Raw genomic sequence first — 20,437 nt, 5'->3', positions numbered from 1 at the left:
CGGGACCCCCGTTTCAGACCCCAAGACTTACAACCCTGAGAGGGATTGACGCATAGTGCTCGACGTCAACTTCTTCGACGAGCTCCGGATCGGTCTGGCTACCGCTGACGACATCCGTCAGTGGAGCCACGGCGAGGTCAAGAAGCCCGAGACCATCAACTACCGCACGCTCAAGCCCGAAAAGGACGGACTCTTCTGCGAGAAGATCTTCGGTCCGACCCGGGACTGGGAGTGCTACTGCGGCAAGTACAAGCGCGTCCGCTTCAAGGGCATCATCTGTGAGCGCTGTGGCGTCGAGGTCACGCGCGCCAAGGTGCGCCGTGAGCGGATGGGCCACATCGAGCTGGCCGCGCCCGTCACGCACATCTGGTACTTCAAGGGTGTCCCGAGCCGGCTGGGCTACCTGCTGGACCTGGCTCCCAAGGACCTCGAGAAGGTCATCTACTTCGCGGCGTACATGATCACGTACGTCGACGAGGAGCGCCGGACCCGTGACCTGCCCTCCCTGGAGGCGCATGTCTCCGTCGAGCGGCAGCAGATCGAGAACCGTCGCGACGCCGACCTCGAAGGCCGCGCCAAGAAGCTCGAGACCGACCTGGCCGAGCTCGAGGCCGAGGGTGCCAAGGCCGATGTGCGCCGCAAGGTGCGCGAAGGCGCCGAGCGCGAGATGAAGCAGCTGCGCGACCGCGCCCAGCGCGAGATCGACCGTCTCGACGAGGTGTGGACCCGCTTCAAGAACCTCAAGGTCCAGGACCTCGAGGGCGACGAGCTGCTCTACCGCGAGCTGCGTGACCGCTTCGGCACCTACTTCGACGGTTCGATGGGTGCCGCGGCGCTGCAGAAGCGGCTGGAGTCCTTCGACCTCGACGAGGAGGCCGAGCGTCTCCGCGAGATCATCCGTACCGGCAAGGGCCAGAAGAAGACCCGTGCGCTCAAGCGCCTGAAGGTCGTCTCCGCGTTCCTGCAGACCAGCAACAGCCCCAAGGGCATGGTGCTCGACTGCGTGCCGGTCATCCCGCCGGACCTGCGTCCGATGGTGCAGCTGGACGGTGGCCGCTTCGCGACCTCCGACCTGAACGACCTGTACCGCCGTGTGATCAACCGCAACAACCGTCTGAAGAGGCTCCTCGACCTCGGCGCGCCCGAGATCATCGTCAACAACGAGAAGCGCATGCTTCAGGAGGCTGTTGACGCCCTCTTCGACAACGGCCGTCGTGGCCGTCCGGTGACCGGTCCCGGTAACCGCCCGCTGAAGTCCCTCAGCGACATGCTGAAGGGTAAGCAGGGTCGATTCCGTCAGAACCTGCTCGGCAAGCGTGTCGACTACTCGGCCCGTTCCGTGATCGTCGTCGGTCCGCAGCTGAAGCTGCACCAGTGCGGTCTGCCGAAGGCGATGGCGCTGGAGCTCTTCAAGCCGTTCGTCATGAAGCGGCTCGTGGACCTCAACCACGCGCAGAACATCAAGAGCGCCAAGCGCATGGTGGAGCGCGGCCGCACCGTCGTGTACGACGTCCTCGAAGAGGTCATCGCCGAGCACCCGGTGCTGCTGAACCGTGCGCCCACCCTGCACCGTCTCGGCATCCAGGCCTTCGAGCCGCAGCTGGTCGAGGGCAAGGCCATCCAGATCCACCCGCTCGTCTGCACCGCGTTCAACGCGGACTTCGACGGTGACCAGATGGCCGTGCACCTGCCGCTGTCCGCGGAGGCGCAGGCCGAGGCCCGCATCCTGATGCTGTCCTCGAACAACATCCTCAAGCCCGCCGACGGCCGTCCGGTGACGATGCCGACCCAGGACATGGTCCTCGGTCTGTTCTTCCTCACCACCGACGGCGAGCTGCGCGACACCAAGGGCGAGGGCCGGTCCTTCGGCTCCACGGCCGAGGCGATCATGGCGTTCGACGCCGGCGAGCTCGCGCTGCAGTCGGCGATCGACATCCGCTTCCCGGTGGGCACCATCCCGCCGCGCGGCTGGACCCCGCCGGTGCGCGAGGAGGGCGAGCCCGAGTGGCAGCAGGGTGACAGCTTCCGGCTGCGCACCACGCTGGGCCGTGCGCTCTTCAACGAGCTGCTGCCCGAGGACTACCCGTTCGTCGACTACTCGGTGGGCAAGAAGCAGCTCTCCGAGATCGTCAACGACCTCGCCGAGCGCTACCCCAAGGTCATCGTGGCGGCGACGCTCGACAACCTGAAGGCGTCCGGCTTCTACTGGGCGACCCGTTCCGGTGTCACCGTCGCCATCTCCGACGTCGTCGTTCCCGAGGCGAAGAAGGAGATCGTCCGCGGCTACGAGGCCTTGGACGAGAAGGTCCAGAAGCAGTACGAGCGCGGTCTGATCACCAAGGAAGAGCGCACTCAGGAGCTCATCGCGATCTGGACCAAGGCGACCAACGAGGTCGCCGAGGCGATGAACGAGAACTTCCCCAAGACGAACCCCATCTTCATGATGGTTGACTCGGGTGCCCGAGGAAACATGATGCAGATGCGGCAGATCGCCGGTATGCGTGGTCTGGTGTCGAACGCGAAGAACGAGACCATCCCGCGTCCGATCAAGGCGTCCTTCCGTGAGGGCCTGTCCGTGCTGGAGTACTTCATCTCCACGCACGGTGCCCGTAAGGGTCTGGCGGACACCGCCCTGCGTACCGCCGACTCGGGTTACCTGACCCGTCGTCTGGTGGACGTCTCGCAGGACGTCATCATCCGCGAGGAGGACTGCGGCACCGAGCGCGGCCTCAAGCTGGCCATCGCCGAGCGCGACGAGGCCGGTGTGCTGCGCAAGGCGGGCAACGCCGAGACGTCCGTGTACGCGCGCTGCCTCGCCGAGGACATCGTCGTGGACGGCAAGGTGCTCGCCCCGGCGGGCGTCGACCTCGGTGACGTCCTCATCGACCAGCTGGTCAAGGCCGGCGTCGAGGAGGTCAAGACCCGCTCGATCCTGACCTGCGAGTCCACCGTCGGCACCTGCGCCATGTGCTACGGCCGCTCGCTGGCCACCGGCAAGCTGGTCGACATCGGTGAGGCGGTCGGCATCATCGCCGCCCAGTCCATCGGTGAGCCCGGTACCCAGCTGACGATGCGTACCTTCCACACCGGTGGTGTGGCCGGTGACGACATCACCCAGGGTCTGCCGCGTGTCGTCGAGCTCTTCGAGGCCCGTACCCCGAAGGGTGTCGCCCCGATCTCCGAGGCCTCCGGCCGCGTGCGGATCGAGGAGACCGAGAAGACCAAGAAGATCGTCATCACGCCGGACGACGGCAGCGACGAGACGGCGTACCCGATCTCGAAGCGCGCCCGTCTGAAGGTCAGCGAGGGCGAGCACGTCGAGGTGGGCCAGCAGCTCACCGTGGGTACCCAGAACCCGCACGACGTGCTGCGCATCCTGGGTCAGCGTGCCGTCCAGGTCCACCTGGTCGGCGAGGTCCAGAAGGTGTACAACTCGCAGGGTGTGTCGATCCACGACAAGCACATCGAGATCATCATCCGGCAGATGCTGCGCCGCGTGACGATCATCGAGTCCGGCGACGCCGAGCTGCTGCCCGGCGAGCTGGTCGAGCGCTCGAAGTTCGAGACCGAGAACCGTCGTGTGGTCCAGGAGGGCGGTCACCCGGCCTCCGGTCGTCCGCAGCTGATGGGTATCACCAAGGCCTCGCTGGCGACGGAATCCTGGCTGTCGGCCGCCTCCTTCCAGGAGACGACCCGAGTCCTGACGGACGCGGCGATCAACGCCAAGTCCGACAGCCTCATCGGCCTCAAGGAGAACGTCATCATCGGTAAGCTCATCCCGGCCGGTACGGGTCTGTCCCGTTACCGCAACATCCGGGTCGAGCCGACCGAGGAGGCGAAGGCCGCAATGTACTCGGCCGTCGGCTACGACGACATCGACTACTCGCCGTTCGGCACGGGCTCCGGCCAGGCCGTTCCGCTGGAGGACTACGACTACGGTCCGTACAACCAGTAAATGACCGAAAGGGCGGTCACCCCGTTGCGTACGGGGTGACCGCCCTTCGGCGTTTCAGTGCGCGGTGAGTTCCCAGGCCGTGACCACGACCGTGGCCACGGCGGCCAGTGCGCCGATGCTGGCCAGCGGCCAGCGGGAGCGCTCCAGGGCGTCCAGGCGCTGCTCGTGGTCGGCGAGCTGTTTGTCGGTCTGGTCGCTGCGCTGGACCAGCAGCGCCAGCTGGCCGTCGGCGCGGGCGAACCCGGCCTCCACGGTTCCGCGCAGCCGTTCCAGCTCTACGGCGACGGCGGTCGGATCGGGCAGGAAGTGTGGCGCATCGGTCATGCGTCCCTCCGTTCCGTGGGGGCGTCCGCCAGGGACAGCAGGGCGGCGTCGTCGTTCGGCCGCGTGTCCGTGCGCAGCCAGGCGGGCAGCATGTTCTGTACGGCGGGCAGGGCCATGACCCTGGTGACGCCGGCGGCGACGGCGAGGGCGCCGGCGATCCAGGGCAGGGTGTCCGGGATGCCGGCGGCGTCGACGGCCGTCGGCAGCAGGACGCACAGGCCGGCAGCGGTCTGGAGAACGGTGCGGAGGGTCCGCTTGGCGGCCTCTGACATCGTGAGCCTCGTTTCTCAGGAGCTGTACGGGACCTTCAGGGCCGCCCAGGACTTGGCGCCCGGCCAGCCGTCGGCGGAGGAGCCGGTGTAGCCGAGCTTGCGCTGCCACTTGGCGTAGGAGAGCCGGTCGGCCTCGGTCCACTGCGGGCCGGGGCCGCTCGTGTACGCGGAGCAGCCGACGGCGACCAGGCGCTTGCCCATCGCGGTGACGATCGCCGACCTCGGCTGCTTCCTGAACCAGTCGGCGCCCGGGAAGGGCTGGTACGTGGGCTTGGCGGAGCCGGAGTCCGTGGCGGGCTTCCTGCCCAGCCGGGTCGCGACCCGGGACCGGAAGTCCGCCATCGTGAAGCCGCGCGGGTCGATCTTGGTGTTCGTCCACTCCTTGTGGCCGATCACGGAGTGCGCGGACCAGCCGTGGGCCCGGCACAGCGCGGCGGACGCCCGGACCATGGCCTCCAGCTGGACCTCGGGCCACGGGTCCTTGCCGTCGCCGAGGTTGACGCACTCGAAGCCGTAGAAGTGGACGTTGCCGTCGGTGTCGTTCTCGTTCGGCGGGGGCAAGGTGGCACTCTCGGCGGCGACGGCTCGCAGGACGTCGCCGTCGCCGCTGCCGGCGTGGTTGGCGCGGCCGTTGCCGACGAGGTGGACCGTGCCGTCCTTGGCGATCACGCCGTGGCAGAGGGGGCCGGGCAGGGCGGAGTGGCCGTTGAAGCAGAGGCTGACGCTGTTGCTGGTGCCGGAGGTGACGGTGTGGTGGATGATCACGCCGTTCACCGGGCCCCAGCTTCCCTTGTGGTTGCGGTTGTGGGTGCGCCAGCCGGAGTGCTCGACGACGGTGACGCCCTCGGCCTTGAGGGCGGCGACGAGGGCGTCGGCGGAGAGGGGGTTGGCCATGGGCGGTGCCTCCCTGGATGGTTCCGACATGGGAAAGCCCCGGCCGGCGGGGTGGCTCGGGGCGTGGGATGCGGCGCCGGGGCGCCGGGCGGGGGCCGGGCGGAGACCTCAGACGGCGGCTTCCGGATCGGAACCGTCCGCACTTCCGCCGTCCGCGGTGGGTTCGTCGTCCGTGGCGGTGTCGTCCGCGGGGGTGTCGGTGGCCGGGTCTCCTTCGGTCGTCGGCCACTGGGCGCACAGTGCCGCGTACGCTGCCGTGGTGGCCCGGAAGTCGGCGAGCGCCTTGGCGACGGCCCGCTGGACGGCCGTCCGGTCCGGGACGACGGGGTCCGTGCCGGCGGGGTCGATGGTGATCCGGCCGTAGCCGCGCAGCACGGTGGCGTTCTCGCCGGTCTCGGTGAACTGGGCGGTGACGGTGACGGAGGGATACCGGCCGGTGATCGAGTCCGGCTGGATGACGGTGTTGAGGCTGCTGTCGGTGACGTTGACGTGGATCGTGTGGCCGTCCTCGACGACGGTGGCGCGGCCCGCGTAGTCGATCGCGACGCCCCAGGGCTGGGTGGGGTCGATGTCCATGGGTGCCTTCCTCAGGTCTGGCGGCCGTGCATGAGGACCGGGTTCGCGTAGACGGTGCCGCTGGTGGCGATGGCCTGGATCTCGAACTTGACCGTGGTGGCGTAGATCGAGGAGAAGTCGCTGCTGAGCAGGCCGGTGTAGTCGAAGTCGTTGCCGGCGGTGACGGTGTCGCCCCACTGGGAGCCGTTGACGAGCACCTGGACCTGGCCCGCGCCGCCGGAGCTGACCCGGGTGTTCATCAGCAGCCGCATCTTGGGCTGCCAGACCGGGTTGTACGACAGGGCGATCGTCGTCCAGGAGGTCGAGGCGGTCTGCGGCCAGCGTGCCTGCGCGATGTCCTGCGGGGGCAGCATGGGCAGCCAAGGACGGGCCAGACCGCCGGTGTTGACGTCGTCGGAGAGGATCTCCCGGCTGCTGTTGTCGTAGATCCGCACCGGCTGGAGCGAGGTGGCGCTGCCGTCGCCGTTGAAGAGGCTCATGGCGAGGCTGCCGGTCTGGCGGTGGATCTCCATGCCGTACTCGTTGCCGCTCCAGCCACCGACCCGGAACATCGGGGTACCGGCGGGCGTGCGCACCAGCAGGGAGCCGCCGTCGGTGATCTCCACCGTGCCGCCGGAGATCCGGTTGAGCGCCGGGCGGCTGTTGACCGCGGTGGACAACTGCTGGATCCGGCGTTCCATCTGGGTCAGCCGGTCGATGATGTCTTCGGGGAGCTGGGGCATCAGGCCTCCTCCAGGTAGAGCTCGGCGGTGTCGGGGCGACCGCGCTGCGCCGGACTGACCTTGACGCCGATGATCCGGTAGCGGGCGTCCAGGCCCTCGGTCCACCACTCGTCCGCGATGCGCAGCCGCACGGTGCGGCCGAGCAGCGCGGGCGGCACCAGGTCGTCGAGGCGGATGCTGATCTCCGGGATCACCACCGCGCCGGTGGCCTGGGCGAGTTCGGCCGTGGCCAAGGACTTCAGGACGGTCGTGCTGGTGGTCTCGTTGTGGTCCGAGGACAGGTCGATTCGGGGGTAGCCGGCCTGGATCTGCGCGGTCGCCTCGTCGGCGTCGGCGTAGACCGGGCGGGACTCCTCGGCCTGGTTGGTGTTGTCCGTGCCGCCCCGGGCCCGCGCGGTGGTGCCGCCACGGGTGGCGTCGCGCGGGAAGGAGTACGACAGGACGGAGCCCGGCCGGTCCATCACCAGGTCGGTGGTGCCGATCTCGATCGTCGGGCTGCCCAGGCGCAGCCGGCGCACCCGTGCGCCGGTGACCGGGTCGCGGTAGACGGTGATGTGGTGCTCGAAGCCGTTCTCCAGCGCGGCGAGGGCGTCCAGCGCCTCCAGGTAGACGGTCTCGTCGCCGTTGCGGTACGACACCGAGCGGGCCTGGGGATGCTCGGGGCTCTCGTCGCCGTAGGTGACGCCGATGTCGCCGCCGTCCACCGGGGGTTCGGCGCCCTCGGGCAGCGGGTCGACCGTCCCGGTCTGCAGGTGGCGCCACAGCTTGCGTGCCAGCTCCAGCTGCTCCACGCCCGAGAAGGTGAGGTCCTGGCGGATGCGCCGACGGCCGGCGTACGACTCGAAGGTGGCCGCCTGGATGCCGAGGGTCAGGACGCCCCGGTCGTCGCTCTGCAGGGTGGACGTCCACACGATGCCGCCCCACCACAGGTCGGTGCCGCGCTGGAGGTAGACCGCGGTGCGGCCCTCCTCGATACGGCGCACCCGGGCGGCCATGGCCGCGTCGGGCACCGGAACGGTGCCCGACAGCGAGCCGGCCTTGCCGAGGTAGTCGTCGACGGTGACGTCGCGCAGCGGCAGGATGTCGATGGTGCGGTCGCTGAGCAGGTCGCAGAAGATCGCGCGGTACGGCGTGCCGGTGGTCGCCGTCATGACGCGGCCTCGTAGGTCGCGGTACCCACGATGCTGTTGCCGCTCGCCCAGGTCCAGGGCGTGAGGGAGTCCACACCGCCGCTGGTGGTGAAGGCGGTGGCATTGGGCCGGCCCGAGGCGGTGATCAGCTCGAACTGCGTGGTGGTGGCGAGGTGGACACGGGCCGTGGCGCGGTTGGGGGCGTCCACGGCGAGTTCGGCGGACCCGATGTACGGGCGGGTCGTGGCCGCGGTGACCGGCAGCGAGAAACGCCAGTTGTCGTTCGTGGTGGGGCTGGTGCCGAAGGAGGTGGTGCTGCCGAACGTGATCGAGAAGTTCAGGTGCACGGTCGTGCCGAACTTGACATACCGGCAGCTGACCGAGGCGTTGCCGAAGGACGGGGTCGCCGATCCGGTGCTGGTGACCCAGGTCGGCGTCCAGTTCTGCCAGGTGGGCAGGACCGGGTAGTCGGTCCAGGCGGTGCCGGACCAGCGCTGGAGCTGCCCGTTCACGTCCCGGTACTGGCCCGGGTAGGCGCCGTTCGTGGAGTCGGTGGTCACCGGGAGGATGCCGCCGACGCCGACTGTGGCGGTGCGGCGGCCGGTGAGCCCCGTGCTCCAGTTGATGGCGGTGGTGCCGGTGCTCGCGCCCTTGGGCACGACGACCTCGTACAGCGGCAGGGCCGTGGCGGGCACCGCCGGTACGGCCGGGGTCGCGGCCGGGACGCCCTTGATGATCTCCACGACGGCCTCGGCGCGGCCGGAGGCGTCGTAGGCGTCGTCGTAGACGCGCAGGACGACGAGGTCGATACGGCCGTACTGGGCGTCGCCGTCGGCGAAGGTCAGGGGCAGGTACTCGGTCAGCGCGACCGGGTAGGCGCCCCGGGCGTCGGTGCCCTGGATCACGGCCCGGCCGGGGCTGATCGTGGCCGACATCGTGCCGGTGGTGCCGGTGAGGGTGAAGCCGGAGATGCGGGAGACGCCGTCGGAGGAGCCCGGCAGGACGCCGGAGCGGGTGGCGACGGGCGAGGTGGGGGTGAGGGCGCCGAGCGAGACGAGCCTGGTGTCCTCGCGGGACTGGCCGTCCGGGGAGAGCCATCCGGAACGTACGGGCATGGTCGGCTCCTTTCGGAAGAGGCGGGGGTGGTTCAGGCGATCGGATCGACGCGGAGGAAGATGGTGTCGAACCAGCTGTTGACGCTGGCGCTGGACGACCTGTGCATCGAGGTGACCGTGTAGACGGAGCCGGCGGTGAGGGAACCCAGGCGCAGCTGCGTGATCGCGGACTTGCTCACGGCACCCGAGCCGGACGCGGCCCGCTCGTCGTCCGCCGCCCAGATCACCGTGGAACCCAGCGTGACCTGAGGGGACATGTGCGCCTGCGCGGTCTCGCTGCCCGCGGTGGAGATTCGTGCGCCGACGCTGATGAGCACGGCGCCGGACGGCGGGGCGGTGAAGTTGAGGGTGAGCGCGGAGACGGACGTGTCGAGCAGCGTCGCGGTGTACGTCGTCGAGGCGGTGTACCCGGCGTCCAGCGACGACGCGAACGCCGGCCCGGGCACGGCGGGCTGCCAGGCGCTGCCGGTCCAGCGCTGGAGCTGGCCGAGGGAGGAGTCCCGGTACTGGCCGGTGTAGCCGCCGGTGGTGACCGTGCCCGCCGGGGCGATGCCGCCGATCTCCCTCGGGTAGGCGGTCCACGCGGTGCCGTTCCAGCGCTGGAGGTAGCCGGCGTTGGCGTTGTCCTGGTACTGGCCCGGGTAGGCGCCGGCCACGGCCGCGTTGTTGTACACCGGCAGGATGCCGCCCACCGAGACCAGGGTGGTGCGCAGGTCGGTGAGGCGGGTGGACCAGTCGATGCCGCCGGTGGCGGTGCCGGCTCCGGCCGGTACGGCGACCTGGAACAGCGCCAGCGCCAGGTTGGGCGTGGCGGGCGCGGCCGGGGTGGTGGCGGGGGTGCCCTTGATGATCTCGACGGCGGCCTCGTGGCGGCCCGAGGCGTCGTACTCGTCGTCGTAGACGCGCAGGACGACGAGGTCGATGCGGCCGTGCTGGGCGTCGCCGTCGGCGAACGTCAGGGTGATGTCCTCGTCCAGGGCGACCGGATAGGCGCCCTGGGCGACGGTGCCCTGGATCACGGCCCGGCCGTGGTAGAGGGTGGCTTTCATGGTGCCGGCGATGCCGCCCAGCCAGAAGCCGCCCACCCGGAACTGGCCGCCGTAGGTGCCCGGCAGGATGCCGGAGCGGGACTGGATGGGGTTCTCGGGGGTGGTGGGGCCCAGGGAGGTGAGCCGGGTGACCCGGCGTGTCTGGCTGTCCGGGGACAGCCATCCGGCGTTCAGTGACATGGCGGATCCTTCGTCTCGGTGGCGGATCAGGCGGCGGACTCGTAGGAACCCCAGATCGACAGGACGTCCGCGGCCTGCCAGGTGTAGGGCACCGCCTTGGTCCAGCTCGTCGCGGCGGTGCCCGAGGTGGAGGTGAAGCGGTGGGCCACGCCGCCGTTGTTCGTCGACAGCTGGGCGGCGCCCTGGAAGAAGCGGAAGCCGTTGCTGCTGAAGCCGACGACGTTCAGCAGGATGTCGGTCATCCAGCCCGACGCCGGGAGCACCGGCATCGATATCGACCAGGCGCCGGCGCTGTCCAGCGCGGACAGGTTGGTCGTGGAACCGATGGCCAGCCGTACCCGGACGTGGACGAGGTTGCCGAGCTTGACGTAGCTGCCGTTGAGGCTGCCGTTGCCGACGACCGGCGCGGCGCCCGTGGACGAGTACCAGACGGGTGTGTAGCTGGTCCAGGAAGGGACCCGCTGGTACGACACCCACTGCGAGCCGTCCCAGCGCTGCAGGGTCCCGTCGGAGCTGTCGCGGTACTGGCCGGTGTAGCTGGCCGTGCTCACCGCGCCGGCCGGGGCGATGCCGCCGAGGGCGCTCGGGTAGCCGACCCAGGCGGAGCCGTCCCAGCGCTGCAGGGAGCCGCCGGAGTCACGGTACTGGCCCGGGTAGGCGCCGTTGCCGGTCTCGCCGACCACGGGCAGGATCCCGCCGACCGCGACGGTGGGCGTCCGCAGGTCGGTGACGTCGCCGTTCCAGTTGACGCCGCCCTTGCCGGCGCTGGCGCCGGCCCGGACCCGGACCTGGTAGATCGGCAGCGTGATGCCGGGGAGCGGAGGAACCGCCGGGGTGGCGGCCGGGATGCCCCGGACGATCTCCACGGCGGCCTTGGTGAAGCCGGAGGCGTCGTACTGGTTGTCGTAGATCCGCAAAACGACGACGTCGATCCGGGGGTTGGAGGCGTCGCCGTCGGCGAAGGTGAGCGTCATCTGCTCGGGGAGCGTGACCGGGTAGGCGCCCTGGCTGCCGTCGGCCTGGATGACGGCCCGGCCCTCGTGGACGGTGGCGGTCATGGTGCCGGCGCCGCCCTCCATCCAGAAGCCCGACAGCCGGTACTGCCCGTCATAGGAGCCGGGCAGGATGCCGGAGCGGACCTCCAGCGGGTTGACCGGGGTGGTGGCGCCCATCTGGGTCAGCCGGGTGTCCTCGCGGGTCTGGCCGGTATCGGCCAGCCATGAGCTGCGCAGGTTCATCTGCTGGTCTCCTGTGATCTCCGGAGGTACGGGTGGAATGACGGGGCGTCAGGTGTCAGGACCTGAGCCACTCGGCGGTGAGGTTGGAGGCGTAGCCGGAGCCGCCGAGGGCGGTGACGGCGGTGCCCGAGTTCTGCAGCCCGAAGAGCGCGAGCTTGTCGCCGACCGCCAGCTTCAGCAGGGCCGTGCCGCCGACGCTGGTCGCCAGCGGGCCGGCGCCGATCAGCCAGGTCGCCCGAGGGACGCCGACGCCGTTGAGGTGCAGACGGGCGCCGCGCGACCCGCTGGTGGACTCCGAGAACCAGCTGACCGAGAGGGACACCCGCCACCAGCCGGCCCGCGGCACCGTGTACGAGGTGGACCCGGTCCAGCCGGCCGCGTCGTCGACGTCGGTGGAGTTCAGGGTGATCTGCGTCCAGTTGCCGCTGGGCACGGACTGCGGGGTGGTCTGCGAGACGCTGAGCAGGACGGTGGTCCGGCCCTCCGCGTACTGCCAGGCGCTGCCGTTCCAGCGCTGGAGCAGCCCGCCCGCGTCCTCCCGGTACTGGCCGACGTAACTGCCGTTGACCAGCAGGGGAGTGGACGGCGCGATCCCGCCGACGGACTTCGGATACGGCACCCAGGCGGTGCCGTCCCAGCGCTGGAGGACCCCGGACTCCTCCCGGTACTGGCCGGCGTACGCGCCGCTGAAGCCGCCGGCCGGGACGATCCCGCCGAGGGCCACCGTCGGGTAGCGCAGGTTGGTGACCGCGGAGTCCCAGGCCAGCCCGCCGGTGCCGGCGGACGCCCCGGCGGGCACCTTGATCTGGTAGAGCGGCAGGGCACTGCCGTCGGGCGTGCTGGGCGCGACGGGCGTGGCCGCGGGGGTGCCCTTCACGAGGCGCACCTTGGCAGCCGTCTGGGCGGTGCCGTCGTAGACGCCGTCCTGTACGACGAGTTCGACCAGGTCGATCCGTCCGTACTGGGCGTCGCCGTCGGGCACCGTCAGGGTCTCCGGCTCGGTGACCGCGACCGGGTAGGCGCCCTGGTTGATCCGGCCGCCCTGCACGAAGGCGCGGCCGGTGCCGATGGTGAAGGTCATGCCCCCGGTGGCGCCGGTGAGCCCGAAGCCGCCGGGGACGATGCCGCCGCGCGCCTTGAGCGGGACGTTCTCGGCGGCGTTGGCGTTCACGGTCACCAGACCGGACAGGGTCAGGCGGGTGTCCTCACGGGTCTGGCCGGTCTCGGTCAGCCAGGCGGCTCGTGTCGTCATGTGATCACCACTCCGCTGCTCGCCAGCGCACCGTCATCCGGGCTCCGGTGTCGTAGGTGTCGGGTCGGAACGCCAGCTGGGCGCGACCGGGGGCGAAGGCGAACAGTTCCTCGGGGCTGCTGTCGGCGGCCGCCGTGTGCCGGCGGGAGGCGGTGCCGTTGAGGGTGACCGTGCCGGCGGCGGTGTCGACGACCAGCTCGTCACCGGCGGCGAGCCCGATCTCGTAGCGCAGCCGCAGCGACGAAGTCCGGTCGGTCACCGTCGGGTTGGTGCACGGGCCGTTGAAGGTGATCACGGGGTGGGTCGGCGCGGAGCCGTCGTTGTCGGCGTTGACGTCGCCGGTGGAGGCCGCCTGCCCCCAGTACAGGGGCCAGGCCAGCGGCCAGGTCAGACCGCTCTCCGGCTGCGGGGCGCCGGTGACCGCGCTGTGCTCGGTGACCGAGTAGCGGCGGGGGTCGGTGGCGTACCACTGCACGGACGCGCGGGAGACGCCCTGGGTGGTGTACGTGCGGTCGGCGGCCAGCACGCGCTGGCTGACCCGGGCCCGCACGGCCAGCGTCTCGCCGTGCAGCCGCACCGCCAGCCAGCGCTCCTGGTCGCCGAGGAGCAGCGCCTGACGCAGGGCGCGCATCGCGCTGAGCGAGGAGGCGGTGTCGTCCTGCGGCGGTACGGTCCACACCGTGCCGCCGATCTTGCGGGGCTTGGCGTAGCGGGCGCCCGGCCAGGCGCCGTGCGCGGTGGGGCGGTCGGCGTCGGAGGAGTCGTACTCCGGCAGGTCCTCCCAGCCGCTGAGCCCGGCCCGGTCGATCTCGTACGGCGTTCCGGGCCCCATCAGCAGTCCGGCCCACTGCATCTGCCCGTCGCGGGTGATGAGTGAGCCGGGGGCCACATCGTCGGTGTATGCGGTTGTCGTGATCTCGGCCATGCTGGCCGTCACCTCACTCTCATGTGCGGGCGTGGGCGGAGGCGAGGAAGAGCAGGTCTTCCGCCGTGCCGCGGGCACCGGCGCCCCGGCTTTCGTGGAACTCCTTGACCTGGTACGGGAGTCGGGAGGCGGCCCGGTGGCGTCGGGCGAGCACCCGCTGCCGGTCCAGCGCGGTCAGCGGCAGCACCCGGCCCGACCGGCGGGAGGCGCCGGGAACCACGACACCGCCCTCGGCGAGCATCGGGATCCTGTCCAGGTGCACCCCGAACTTCTTGCCGAGGATGCTGAAGCTGAGGCTGTTGAGCTTGTCGATGACCCAGTTGGCGAAGGCGACGAGCCCCTGGATCGGCCCCTTCACGACCCCGGCGACGGTCTGCGCGCCGGTGGTGACGAACTGCCCCATCGCGCCGAGCGTGCGGGAGATGGCCTCCTTGATGCGGGTGAACATCCGGGGGATGTCCTTGGTGATCCAGTCCAGCGCCGGCTTGACCGCGTCCTTGAACCCCCGCCAGACCGACGACACCTTGCCGCTGAGCGCCCGGGTGTCCCCGGTGGTCAGCGCCTTCAGCACGGCGAACCCGGTCCCGACGAGGGCGCCGATGACGGTGAGCGCGGTGGTGATCACGCCGAGGTAGACGGTGACGTACGTGTTCACCGCGCTCGCGATGCCCTTGAGCAGCGGGGTCATGACCGTCAGATAGCCCTCGACGTACTTCAGCACGAGCGTGGCGAGCTGCTCCATCAGCCGCTGCCCGGTCTCGGAGTTCAGCGCGAGATCGAGCAGCCACCCGGCGACGGGGAGGAGGAGGCCGGTGACGAAGCCGATGGGGTTGGCGCGGGTGAGGGCGTTGATGATCAGCATGACGCCGGAGCCGATGGTCATGAGGGTGCCGAAGGTGCCCATGAGGTCGCCGAGGATGCCGGCGATGTCGATGAGGCCGGCGACGAGGGACAGGACACCGCCGAGGGCGGACTTGAGGGTGTCGAGTGCGCGCCGCCCGCCCTTGGCCCCGGAGCCGACGGCCTTCAGGCGGGCCGCGGCAGCGGTGGCGGTCTGCCCCGTCTTCGCGACGGACCGGGCGGTGTTCTCGGCGTTCGACTTGACCCGGCGCAGTACGGCGGCGGCCTGGTCGGTGGCGGGACGCACGCTGCCGACGGCCGTGGCGGTCGTCCTGATCCGGTCGGTGAAGGCTCGCACACCGCCGCGGCCCTGTGCCGCCCGGACACGGAAGGCGTTCATGGCCTGGGTGACACCGGCGAACAGATCGGCGGGTTCCCCGCCGGTGGACAGTGCGGCGGTACTCATCCGCGTGCCTTCGCCAGGAACATCAGGGCATCGGCGGTGCGCTGCGGGCTGCTGGTCTCGGCCGCGTAGTAGTGCTCGATGTGCAGTGCGCCGCCCGTCCCCGCCGCACCGGCGTGCGCCGAACCCTGCGCGGCCGCCCGCCTGAGCAGCCGGTCCAGCTTGCTCAGCGGCAGAACGGCCTCCGCCTCACCGGCCTCGGCGAGGATCGCGGGGACACCGCCGGAGCGGGGCATGACGACACCACCGGTGGCCAGCATGGGGATCCTCGGCAGGCTGACGCCGAAGGTCTTGCCGCCGACTCCCGGGACCCAGCCCGGGATGGAGACCTTGATGCCGTTGAGGGCGCCGATCGCGCGGTTGATGATGCCGATGACCGCGTTGATCGGGCCCTTCACCGCGCTCTGGATGCCGCTGAAGGCGCGGCCCGCGATGCCCTTGAGGCCGCCCCAGATGCTGGACAGCTTGTCCTTGACGGCCCGGAAGGCGTTCGGAATCGCCGACTTGACCCAGTTGACGACCGGGGAGATGACGGCCTTGATGCCCTTCCACACGCTGGAGACGACCGTCTTGATCGCGTTCAGCGCGGTGCTGATGACCTTCTTCCAGGTGTTGACGTAGGTCTTGATGACGGTGGCGATCGCCTTGACGACGGTGGAGATCGCCTTCTTGATGCCGTCCCAGACCGACTTGATCAGCTTCGCGGCGCTCTTCATGATCGGCCCGATGGCCTTCATGACCTTGCTGATGACGGACTTGATGACCTCGAAGGCCGCCTTCATGACCTTCTGCATGGTCTTGGAGTTGGCCGCCATGTCGACGACCTTCTCGATCAGCGGCCGGAGCAGATCCATGAGCATGCCGAAGAAGTTGCCCTTCATCGACTTGTTCATCTTGTCCTGGCCCTTGGCCGCCTTACTTGCCCCGGACTCGTATTTCCCGAGATTCTTCCCGGCCGTGGAGCCGGTCTTGCCGGCCTTTCCGATGGATTTCTCCGCCTGGTCGGTGGAGGTCTTGAGGCCCTTTAGTTCGCTTTCGGCGCCCTGAGCAGCGGTCTTGAACTGCTTGAGCTGCCCCTCCCCGGCCTTCGCCTTGTCACCGACGCTCTTCGCGGCGCTGCCGGCCGAGCTTGCCTGTGTCTGGAAGTTCTTGAGTCCGGAAGCTGATCTGTCGAGTGCTCGAACGAGAGACATCCGTTTCCAGTCCTTTCGCGGTCGCGCTCAGAGGCCTGCGAGAGCCACACTCAGAGAGGTGACTGATTCCCTGAGCGCGGTGACGTCCTGCTTCGCGTTGTTCTTCTTTCTCGGCCTGTCGGGAGTGCTCGCGGTTCCGGCTCTTTTCAGCTTGTTTCGGAGGTCGTCGAGGTCACGGTTCACCTTGTCCGCCGTGTCCTGGGCATGGCGAATGTCCTTGCGCAGGCCGTCGACGTGGGACTTCTCAAAGTAAAAGGGGTCGAGTTTGCGTCGCAGGGCATTCGGTTCGACCGCTTTCTGTAGGTCTTCGACCTTCTGCGGAATATTTTTGAGCTTGGCGTCCAGCTCCTCCTTGAGGGCTTTGTCGGCGGCCTTTCGATCCTTTTCCGCCGTTTCGTTCGCTATTCGTGCGGCCTTGGCTTGCTTGTCGAACAGCTCCTTCGTGTATCGAGTCGCATTCTTGAAGCCCGACGCGACGTCTTTCGCCTTCCACTCCTTGACCAACGTCATGTCGAGCTTGAAAAGCTGCATGTCGATCTTGAGGGCCTGGAGCCCGATGACGGCACCGATGAACATCCAGCGCCACAATTTGAACTTCTGCTTGAGTGTCGCGACGTCGGTCTCGAGTCGCGTCAGGCTGGGCGGCAGCTTTTCCAACTCGTTGACCCGGAACAGAATGGTGGGGCTGCTTGTAGGGAGGCTCCCCAGTTCGGTCATGATGCTGCCGATGCTGGCCTCGGCCGTCTTCAGATCCGCGTCAAGCTGTTTGACGTCTCGCGTCATGTGTCCTCCCGGGACGGCGAGAAGGGCCCGGCTGCGGTAGCCGGGCCCTTCTCGGTTGGTGGGTATCGGGGGTGGTCTCAGAACGTGTCCGCGAGGATCAGCCAGGTGATCGAGGCCAGGGCGAGGCAGCCGGCGCACAGTGAGAGGATCTCGCTCGTTCTGAGCCGTCCTGGCAGGACGGAGGGCAGCGTGATGACGCTGGGCGCCGCAGGGTCGTAGAGGACCTCGGTCCGGTCGCCCTCCTGTACACCGAGGGGCGGATGGCGGACCCCTTCGCTCGTCTCGGCTGTCATCTCGGTTCCGTCCGGAAGTGTGAAGATCACCACGGCGTAGTACAAGTCATGGCCGTCCGCCTCCGTCGTCGTGCGGAAGCGGACCAGTTCCCCGGTCGTCCTGACACCGCGCAGCCTCAGGCGGCACCGGCTCAGTATCTGGAATGCGAACGATATGCAGATGATGCCGGTGACGGCAGCGACGAAGCCACCGCCCAGCCGTTCGATCGTCATGGCGGGACCGTACCCGCTGCCCATGCGCAGGATCCGGCTGTTGTCGAGGGGGGTGGCCCTAGCGCCGGCCCCGGTAAGGCTGACGACCCCGCCGCGCCTCCGTCAGGGCGTCCGACCACCCCGCCGCGTAGGCGCGTGACTCCCGGGTAAGCAGTTCTTCGTACACCCGGTTGAGCAGAGCCTCGCGGTCACATGTGGGGCTGTGCAGGAGGTGGGCGAGGCGGGTGTAGGTGTCGATCGGCTGCTTCGAGGAGTTGCTCGTGCCAGTCGCCATGTCGGGCCTGCTTTCCAGTCTGTCCGCTGGTCTGTGGTGCTGATGACGCTCCTGGGGTGCCGGAAGCGTCTGTTCGAACTAGTGTACGAGTAATCCTGTGTAGTCGTACCGTGTTTGGTGACAACTCTCCGTGGTTCTGTGGTCCGGACCTGCGGTGATGCCGGGTGCGCCGAAAGTTGTGTCAGGTTCGTGGAGTAGGATCCGGCCGTTCTCCCGTCGGATAGGAAAACGGTGAACTGCCGGGCCCTCAAAGCCAATTGAAGGTCCGACAGGCGACGGTGGACGGCGACGGGCAGCCGTCCTCGCGCGGGGGGCGCGAAGAGGCAGGGGACTAGAGCAAGGCAAACGGGGTGGACGGGGACGCGAGCAAAGCGCGGAACGATCATGTGATCGACTGGCTGGAACAGGCTCCCGATCTTCCACATCTCATCGCCCGCGTCTCCGAGCTTGTCCTGCGCCTCGGCTACGACCCGGAGGGCCTCGTGGTCCTGCCGCGCGGCGAACTCGACCGACGCGAACTGGCCGCCTACAGCGCAGGCTGGGCCGACATGGTCGCCGAACAGCTGCCGGCGATACGGCGTGCCTACGAGGAGCGGATCACCGCCGCCTACCTCCAGGGCCAGGAGGACGCCCGCACCGGCCGCCGCCCGCGCCACACCCGGCGGCCGGACGGCGAGTCCGGCGGCGAGGTCATCCCGCTGCCGTACGTCGAGCTGCTGCGCCCGCCCTCCGAGGTGACACGCGTGGAGGAGCGGGGGGAGCGGGAGCGGTCGGTGGCGGACGGCGGGCCCCGGCCGACGCCCGCCCGCACATCTGGGCCCGCGCCCACGCACATGTCCACCCCCACGCCCGGCAGGAGCAACGCCGTCGAAGCTCCGCCGGACAGCGGCGGGGACGAGGCCGAGCAGCCGTCGCCGGAGAACTCCGCCGGCGACATCCTGCTCTCCGCCCGTGAGGTGCGCGAGAAGCGCCCGGCGCCGTCGGAGCGCCGGGCGGTGGTCCGGCGCAACGGCCGGCCCAGTGTGCCCCCGCTGACCCTGCCCGGCGGTGATGCGGGGGCCGGGCGGGACAAGGGACGAAAGGCCGATACGGCGGAGCGGCCGGCGGAGGAGCCCGCCGACCCGTCCGGGACCCGGGCCGAGGACCGGCCCCGGCTCTCGGACAAGGCGAGGGCCCTGGCCGAGGAACTGGAGGGAAGAGCGGGCCGCCGACACAGGGACGACTGACCGGCCGACGGGCGCGCGGGTCCCCGAGGGGCTCGGGGCCGCATCGGTGAACCGCCCGGTCCTCACCCGAAGAACCGGGCCAGCTGCCCCGCGGAAGGCGCCGAACCGTCACTCGGCTCCGCAGCCGCCTGCACGCTCTCCGCTTCCTCCTCCACCGCGTCCCCAGGACGCGGCACCGGCGCCGGCGGCTCCGGCTGCTCGCCCTCGTCCGAGTTGACGCAGGCGAACATCCAGTTGGCCGCCGCCAGATGATCCACGGCCGCGGCCAGCAGATGGTCCGTCACCGACCAGTCGGCGGCCTCGCCGTGCAGATCCCGGTTGAGCGCGCTCTCACGCGGCAGATGCTTGATGAGCACCGAGAGCCGCCGCGCGGAGAGGTGGTCCCGGTGCCAGTCGAGCAGGTCGATGCCGTAGTAGCGGAGCAGGTCCGCTTCGAGGGCCTCGGCGTGTTCGTCGACGAACCCGACGAGGCTCAGCCTTCCCCCAGGCCGAGCCCGGTCTCCTTGCCGTAGGCCTCCAGGATGGCGGCGATGTCCTGCATGGTCACCTCGTGCCGCTCGAAGCGGGCGAACTGCTCCTCGCCCATGAGCAGCCCGAGCAGCCCGTCCACGTCGTTGTCGTCGAGCTTGCGCAGGGCCTTGGCGGTGGCGCGGGTCAGCTCCGTGGGCAGGGTGTAGCTCTCGCCGTCGAGCTCGAACGACCAGGTGCGGCCGAGGGCTTCGAGACGCTGGGCGCGGGCGGCGTTGACGTCGAAACGGGCCATGGTGATGGGTGCTCCTTGGGTTCGTGAAGCGTGGTGGGAAGAGCGGGGTTCCGGGGTGGGGCGGGCGCGGGGCCCGCCCCACCCCGGTGGGTCAGGACGCGGCGTACGCGGCGTCCTTCATCACGAAGCTGGCCAGCGCCGAACCGTCGGCCGCGGCCATCGCCGTGAAGGTGATGCCGAGCTGGGCCGGCGACTTGCGGGCCAGCTTGATGTCGTCCGCCGCCGTGACCTGGCCGCGCGGGATGCCGAAGCGGTAGGTCACGGTGGAGCCGTCGCTGGCGCGGACGTCGGTGAACTCCAGGCCGAGGGCGCGCACGTCGGAGTACGGGCGGTCGGCGATGTCGTACTTGTAGACGCCCGTCGAGCCGGTCACGGCGTCGACCTGGCCGCCGCCCATGAAGAACGGCAGCGTGTCCTCGTTGAACTGCAGCAGCGAGAACTTCAGGGTCAGGTCGCGGTCCGAGTACACGAAGTGCACCGGGCTGACGGCCTGCCACACGTCGACCGGCTCCAGCTTGTCCTTCTTGCTGAAGGTGACGCCCTCGCCGTTGGTGAAGCCGAGGTTCTTCCAGCCGGTGGCCCAGTCGGTGGACGGGTCGGTGGAGAAGGTCGTCGGAACCTTGGTGTCGGCGGCGGCGACGTAGAGCCGGCCGACTCCGGCGATGCGGATCTCCGAGGAGTTGGTGCCTGCCATGGGTGGGTCTCCTTATATAGGGGTGCAGGTGTGGTGGTGGTGCGGGGTGCCGCCCCGGCGGTT

Annotated in this window: 21 protein-coding genes; 2 read left to right on the top strand and 19 right to left on the bottom strand. The window is 69.7% G+C overall.

Annotated features, from left to right (window positions below; genetic code table 11):
- Positions 1-55: 55 nt before the first annotated feature.
- Positions 56-3,955, top strand: coding sequence for a DNA-directed RNA polymerase subunit beta' (locus tag ACIBVL_RS18890; RefSeq protein WP_399098301.1), 3,900 nt, complete (start codon positions 56-58; stop codon positions 3,953-3,955).
- Between the two features lie 54 nt (positions 3,956-4,009).
- On the opposite strand, the gene ACIBVL_RS18885 is transcribed toward ACIBVL_RS18890, so the two are convergent.
- From ACIBVL_RS18885 to ACIBVL_RS18810, 16 genes are all read right to left on the bottom strand, one after another.
- The gene (locus ACIBVL_RS18885; protein WP_399098300.1) at positions 4,010-4,279 is read right to left on the bottom strand and encodes a hypothetical protein; all 270 of its coding nucleotides are present in this window, start codon (positions 4,277-4,279) and stop codon (positions 4,010-4,012) included.
- Positions 4,276-4,551 carry a hypothetical protein gene (locus ACIBVL_RS18880; RefSeq protein ID WP_399098299.1) on the bottom strand — a complete coding sequence of 92 codons (276 nt, stop codon included), beginning with the start codon at positions 4,549-4,551 and terminating at the stop codon, positions 4,276-4,278. Before ACIBVL_RS18880 ends, ACIBVL_RS18885 begins: the two co-directional genes overlap by 4 nt.
- A gap of 15 nt (positions 4,552-4,566) precedes the next feature.
- The gene (locus ACIBVL_RS18875; protein ID WP_399098298.1) at positions 4,567-5,445 is read right to left on the bottom strand and encodes a peptidoglycan-binding protein; all 879 of its coding nucleotides are present in this window, start codon (positions 5,443-5,445) and stop codon (positions 4,567-4,569) included.
- A 108-nt stretch (positions 5,446-5,553) separates the two neighbouring features.
- The gene (locus ACIBVL_RS18870) at positions 5,554-6,021 is read right to left on the bottom strand and encodes an ATP-binding protein (RefSeq protein WP_399098297.1); all 468 of its coding nucleotides are present in this window, start codon (positions 6,019-6,021) and stop codon (positions 5,554-5,556) included.
- An 11-nt stretch (positions 6,022-6,032) separates the two neighbouring features.
- On the bottom strand, positions 6,033-6,743 hold the full coding sequence (locus ACIBVL_RS18865; protein ID WP_399098296.1) for a hypothetical protein: 711 nt from the start codon (positions 6,741-6,743) through the stop codon (positions 6,033-6,035).
- A complete protein-coding gene (locus ACIBVL_RS18860) occupies positions 6,743-7,894 on the bottom strand; it encodes a hypothetical protein (protein ID WP_399098295.1) in 1,152 nt (383 codons plus the stop codon). Before ACIBVL_RS18860 ends, ACIBVL_RS18865 begins: the two co-directional genes overlap by 1 nt.
- Positions 7,891-8,988 carry a hypothetical protein gene (locus ACIBVL_RS18855; RefSeq protein WP_399098294.1) on the bottom strand — a complete coding sequence of 366 codons (1,098 nt, stop codon included), beginning with the start codon at positions 8,986-8,988 and terminating at the stop codon, positions 7,891-7,893. The genes ACIBVL_RS18860 and ACIBVL_RS18855 overlap by 4 nt, the downstream gene beginning before the upstream one ends.
- Before the next feature lie 32 nt (positions 8,989-9,020).
- On the bottom strand, positions 9,021-10,217 hold the full coding sequence (locus ACIBVL_RS18850) for a hypothetical protein (RefSeq protein WP_399098293.1): 1,197 nt from the start codon (positions 10,215-10,217) through the stop codon (positions 9,021-9,023).
- A 26-nt stretch (positions 10,218-10,243) separates the two neighbouring features.
- Positions 10,244-11,455 carry a hypothetical protein gene (locus tag ACIBVL_RS18845; protein ID WP_399098292.1) on the bottom strand — a complete coding sequence of 404 codons (1,212 nt, stop codon included), beginning with the start codon at positions 11,453-11,455 and terminating at the stop codon, positions 10,244-10,246.
- A 55-nt stretch (positions 11,456-11,510) separates the two neighbouring features.
- The gene (locus ACIBVL_RS18840; protein ID WP_399098291.1) at positions 11,511-12,707 is read right to left on the bottom strand and encodes a hypothetical protein; all 1,197 of its coding nucleotides are present in this window, start codon (positions 12,705-12,707) and stop codon (positions 11,511-11,513) included.
- 4 nt (positions 12,708-12,711) lie between these two features.
- Positions 12,712-13,632 carry a phage distal tail protein gene (locus ACIBVL_RS18835; RefSeq protein WP_399098290.1) on the bottom strand — a complete coding sequence of 307 codons (921 nt, stop codon included), beginning with the start codon at positions 13,630-13,632 and terminating at the stop codon, positions 12,712-12,714.
- Between the two features lie 19 nt (positions 13,633-13,651).
- Positions 13,652-14,938 (bottom strand): tape-measure protein, encoded by a 1,287-nt coding sequence (locus ACIBVL_RS18830; RefSeq protein ID WP_399098289.1) that lies wholly within the window; start codon positions 14,936-14,938, stop codon positions 13,652-13,654.
- Complete coding sequence (locus ACIBVL_RS18825) at positions 14,935-16,128, bottom strand: phage tail protein (RefSeq protein ID WP_399098288.1); 1,194 nt, start codon at positions 16,126-16,128, stop codon at positions 14,935-14,937. Before ACIBVL_RS18825 ends, ACIBVL_RS18830 begins: the two co-directional genes overlap by 4 nt.
- Before the next feature lie 27 nt (positions 16,129-16,155).
- Positions 16,156-16,911: a hypothetical protein gene (locus ACIBVL_RS18820; protein WP_399098287.1), complete on the bottom strand. Its 756-nt coding sequence runs from the start codon at positions 16,909-16,911 to the stop codon at positions 16,156-16,158.
- A 77-nt stretch (positions 16,912-16,988) separates the two neighbouring features.
- The gene (locus tag ACIBVL_RS18815; protein ID WP_399098286.1) at positions 16,989-17,417 is read right to left on the bottom strand and encodes a DUF3592 domain-containing protein; all 429 of its coding nucleotides are present in this window, start codon (positions 17,415-17,417) and stop codon (positions 16,989-16,991) included.
- A 58-nt stretch (positions 17,418-17,475) separates the two neighbouring features.
- Positions 17,476-17,691 carry a hypothetical protein gene (locus tag ACIBVL_RS18810; protein ID WP_399098285.1) on the bottom strand — a complete coding sequence of 72 codons (216 nt, stop codon included), beginning with the start codon at positions 17,689-17,691 and terminating at the stop codon, positions 17,476-17,478.
- 386 nt (positions 17,692-18,077) lie between these two features.
- Between ACIBVL_RS18810 and ACIBVL_RS18805 the strand changes: the two genes are divergently transcribed.
- The gene (locus ACIBVL_RS18805; RefSeq protein WP_399098284.1) at positions 18,078-18,917 is read left to right on the top strand and encodes a hypothetical protein; all 840 of its coding nucleotides are present in this window, start codon (positions 18,078-18,080) and stop codon (positions 18,915-18,917) included.
- A 62-nt stretch (positions 18,918-18,979) separates the two neighbouring features.
- On the opposite strand, the gene ACIBVL_RS18800 is transcribed toward ACIBVL_RS18805, so the two are convergent.
- From ACIBVL_RS18800 to ACIBVL_RS18790, 3 genes are all read right to left on the bottom strand, one after another.
- Positions 18,980-19,324 carry a hypothetical protein gene (locus ACIBVL_RS18800; protein WP_399098444.1) on the bottom strand — a complete coding sequence of 115 codons (345 nt, stop codon included), beginning with the start codon at positions 19,322-19,324 and terminating at the stop codon, positions 18,980-18,982.
- A 65-nt stretch (positions 19,325-19,389) separates the two neighbouring features.
- Positions 19,390-19,680 carry a hypothetical protein gene (locus ACIBVL_RS18795; protein WP_399098283.1) on the bottom strand — a complete coding sequence of 97 codons (291 nt, stop codon included), beginning with the start codon at positions 19,678-19,680 and terminating at the stop codon, positions 19,390-19,392.
- Positions 19,681-19,771: 91 nt separating this feature from the next.
- Entirely contained in the window at positions 19,772-20,374 is a 603-nt protein-coding gene (locus ACIBVL_RS18790) for a phage tail protein (protein WP_399098282.1), read from the bottom strand.
- Positions 20,375-20,437: the final 63 nt, after the last annotated feature.

Origin of the sequence: Streptomyces sp. NPDC049687 (assembly GCF_044465285.1) — a bacterium.
Taxonomy (GTDB): domain Bacteria; phylum Actinomycetota; class Actinomycetes; order Streptomycetales; family Streptomycetaceae; genus Streptomyces.
Note: the sequence above shows the minus strand (reverse complement) of the source record. Positions and strands in the feature narration are given on the sequence as shown.

Excerpts from the sequence above, each read along its gene's own strand:
- ACIBVL_RS18795 (WP_399098283.1), bottom strand. The coding sequence starts at position 19,680 with ATGGCCCGTTTCGACGTCAACGCCGCCCGCGCCCAGCGTCTCGAAGCC.
- ACIBVL_RS18865 (WP_399098296.1), bottom strand. The coding sequence starts at position 6,743 with ATGCCCCAGCTCCCCGAAGACATCATCGACCGGCTGACCCAGATGGAA.
- ACIBVL_RS18825 (WP_399098288.1), bottom strand. The coding sequence starts at position 16,128 with ATGTCTCTCGTTCGAGCACTCGACAGATCAGCTTCCGGACTCAAGAAC.
- ACIBVL_RS18870 (WP_399098297.1), bottom strand. The coding sequence starts at position 6,021 with ATGGACATCGACCCCACCCAGCCCTGGGGCGTCGCGATCGACTACGCG.
- ACIBVL_RS18850 (WP_399098293.1), bottom strand. The coding sequence starts at position 10,217 with ATGTCACTGAACGCCGGATGGCTGTCCCCGGACAGCCAGACACGCCGG.
- ACIBVL_RS18810 (WP_399098285.1), bottom strand. The coding sequence starts at position 17,691 with ATGGCGACTGGCACGAGCAACTCCTCGAAGCAGCCGATCGACACCTAC.
- ACIBVL_RS18830 (WP_399098289.1), bottom strand. The coding sequence starts at position 14,938 with ATGAGTACCGCCGCACTGTCCACCGGCGGGGAACCCGCCGATCTGTTC.
- ACIBVL_RS18875 (WP_399098298.1), bottom strand. The coding sequence starts at position 5,445 with ATGGCCAACCCCCTCTCCGCCGACGCCCTCGTCGCCGCCCTCAAGGCC.
- ACIBVL_RS18840 (WP_399098291.1), bottom strand. The coding sequence starts at position 12,707 with ATGACGACACGAGCCGCCTGGCTGACCGAGACCGGCCAGACCCGTGAG.
- ACIBVL_RS18885 (WP_399098300.1), bottom strand. The coding sequence starts at position 4,279 with ATGACCGATGCGCCACACTTCCTGCCCGATCCGACCGCCGTCGCCGTA.
- ACIBVL_RS18880 (WP_399098299.1), bottom strand. The coding sequence starts at position 4,551 with ATGTCAGAGGCCGCCAAGCGGACCCTCCGCACCGTTCTCCAGACCGCT.
- ACIBVL_RS18835 (WP_399098290.1), bottom strand. The coding sequence starts at position 13,632 with ATGGCCGAGATCACGACAACCGCATACACCGACGATGTGGCCCCCGGC.
- ACIBVL_RS18855 (WP_399098294.1), bottom strand. The coding sequence starts at position 8,988 with ATGCCCGTACGTTCCGGATGGCTCTCCCCGGACGGCCAGTCCCGCGAG.
- ACIBVL_RS18820 (WP_399098287.1), bottom strand. The coding sequence starts at position 16,911 with ATGACGCGAGACGTCAAACAGCTTGACGCGGATCTGAAGACGGCCGAG.
- ACIBVL_RS18790 (WP_399098282.1), bottom strand. The coding sequence starts at position 20,374 with ATGGCAGGCACCAACTCCTCGGAGATCCGCATCGCCGGAGTCGGCCGG.
- ACIBVL_RS18860 (WP_399098295.1), bottom strand. The coding sequence starts at position 7,894 with ATGACGGCGACCACCGGCACGCCGTACCGCGCGATCTTCTGCGACCTG.
- ACIBVL_RS18845 (WP_399098292.1), bottom strand. The coding sequence starts at position 11,455 with ATGAACCTGCGCAGCTCATGGCTGGCCGATACCGGCCAGACCCGCGAG.
- ACIBVL_RS18815 (WP_399098286.1), bottom strand. The coding sequence starts at position 17,417 with ATGACGATCGAACGGCTGGGCGGTGGCTTCGTCGCTGCCGTCACCGGC.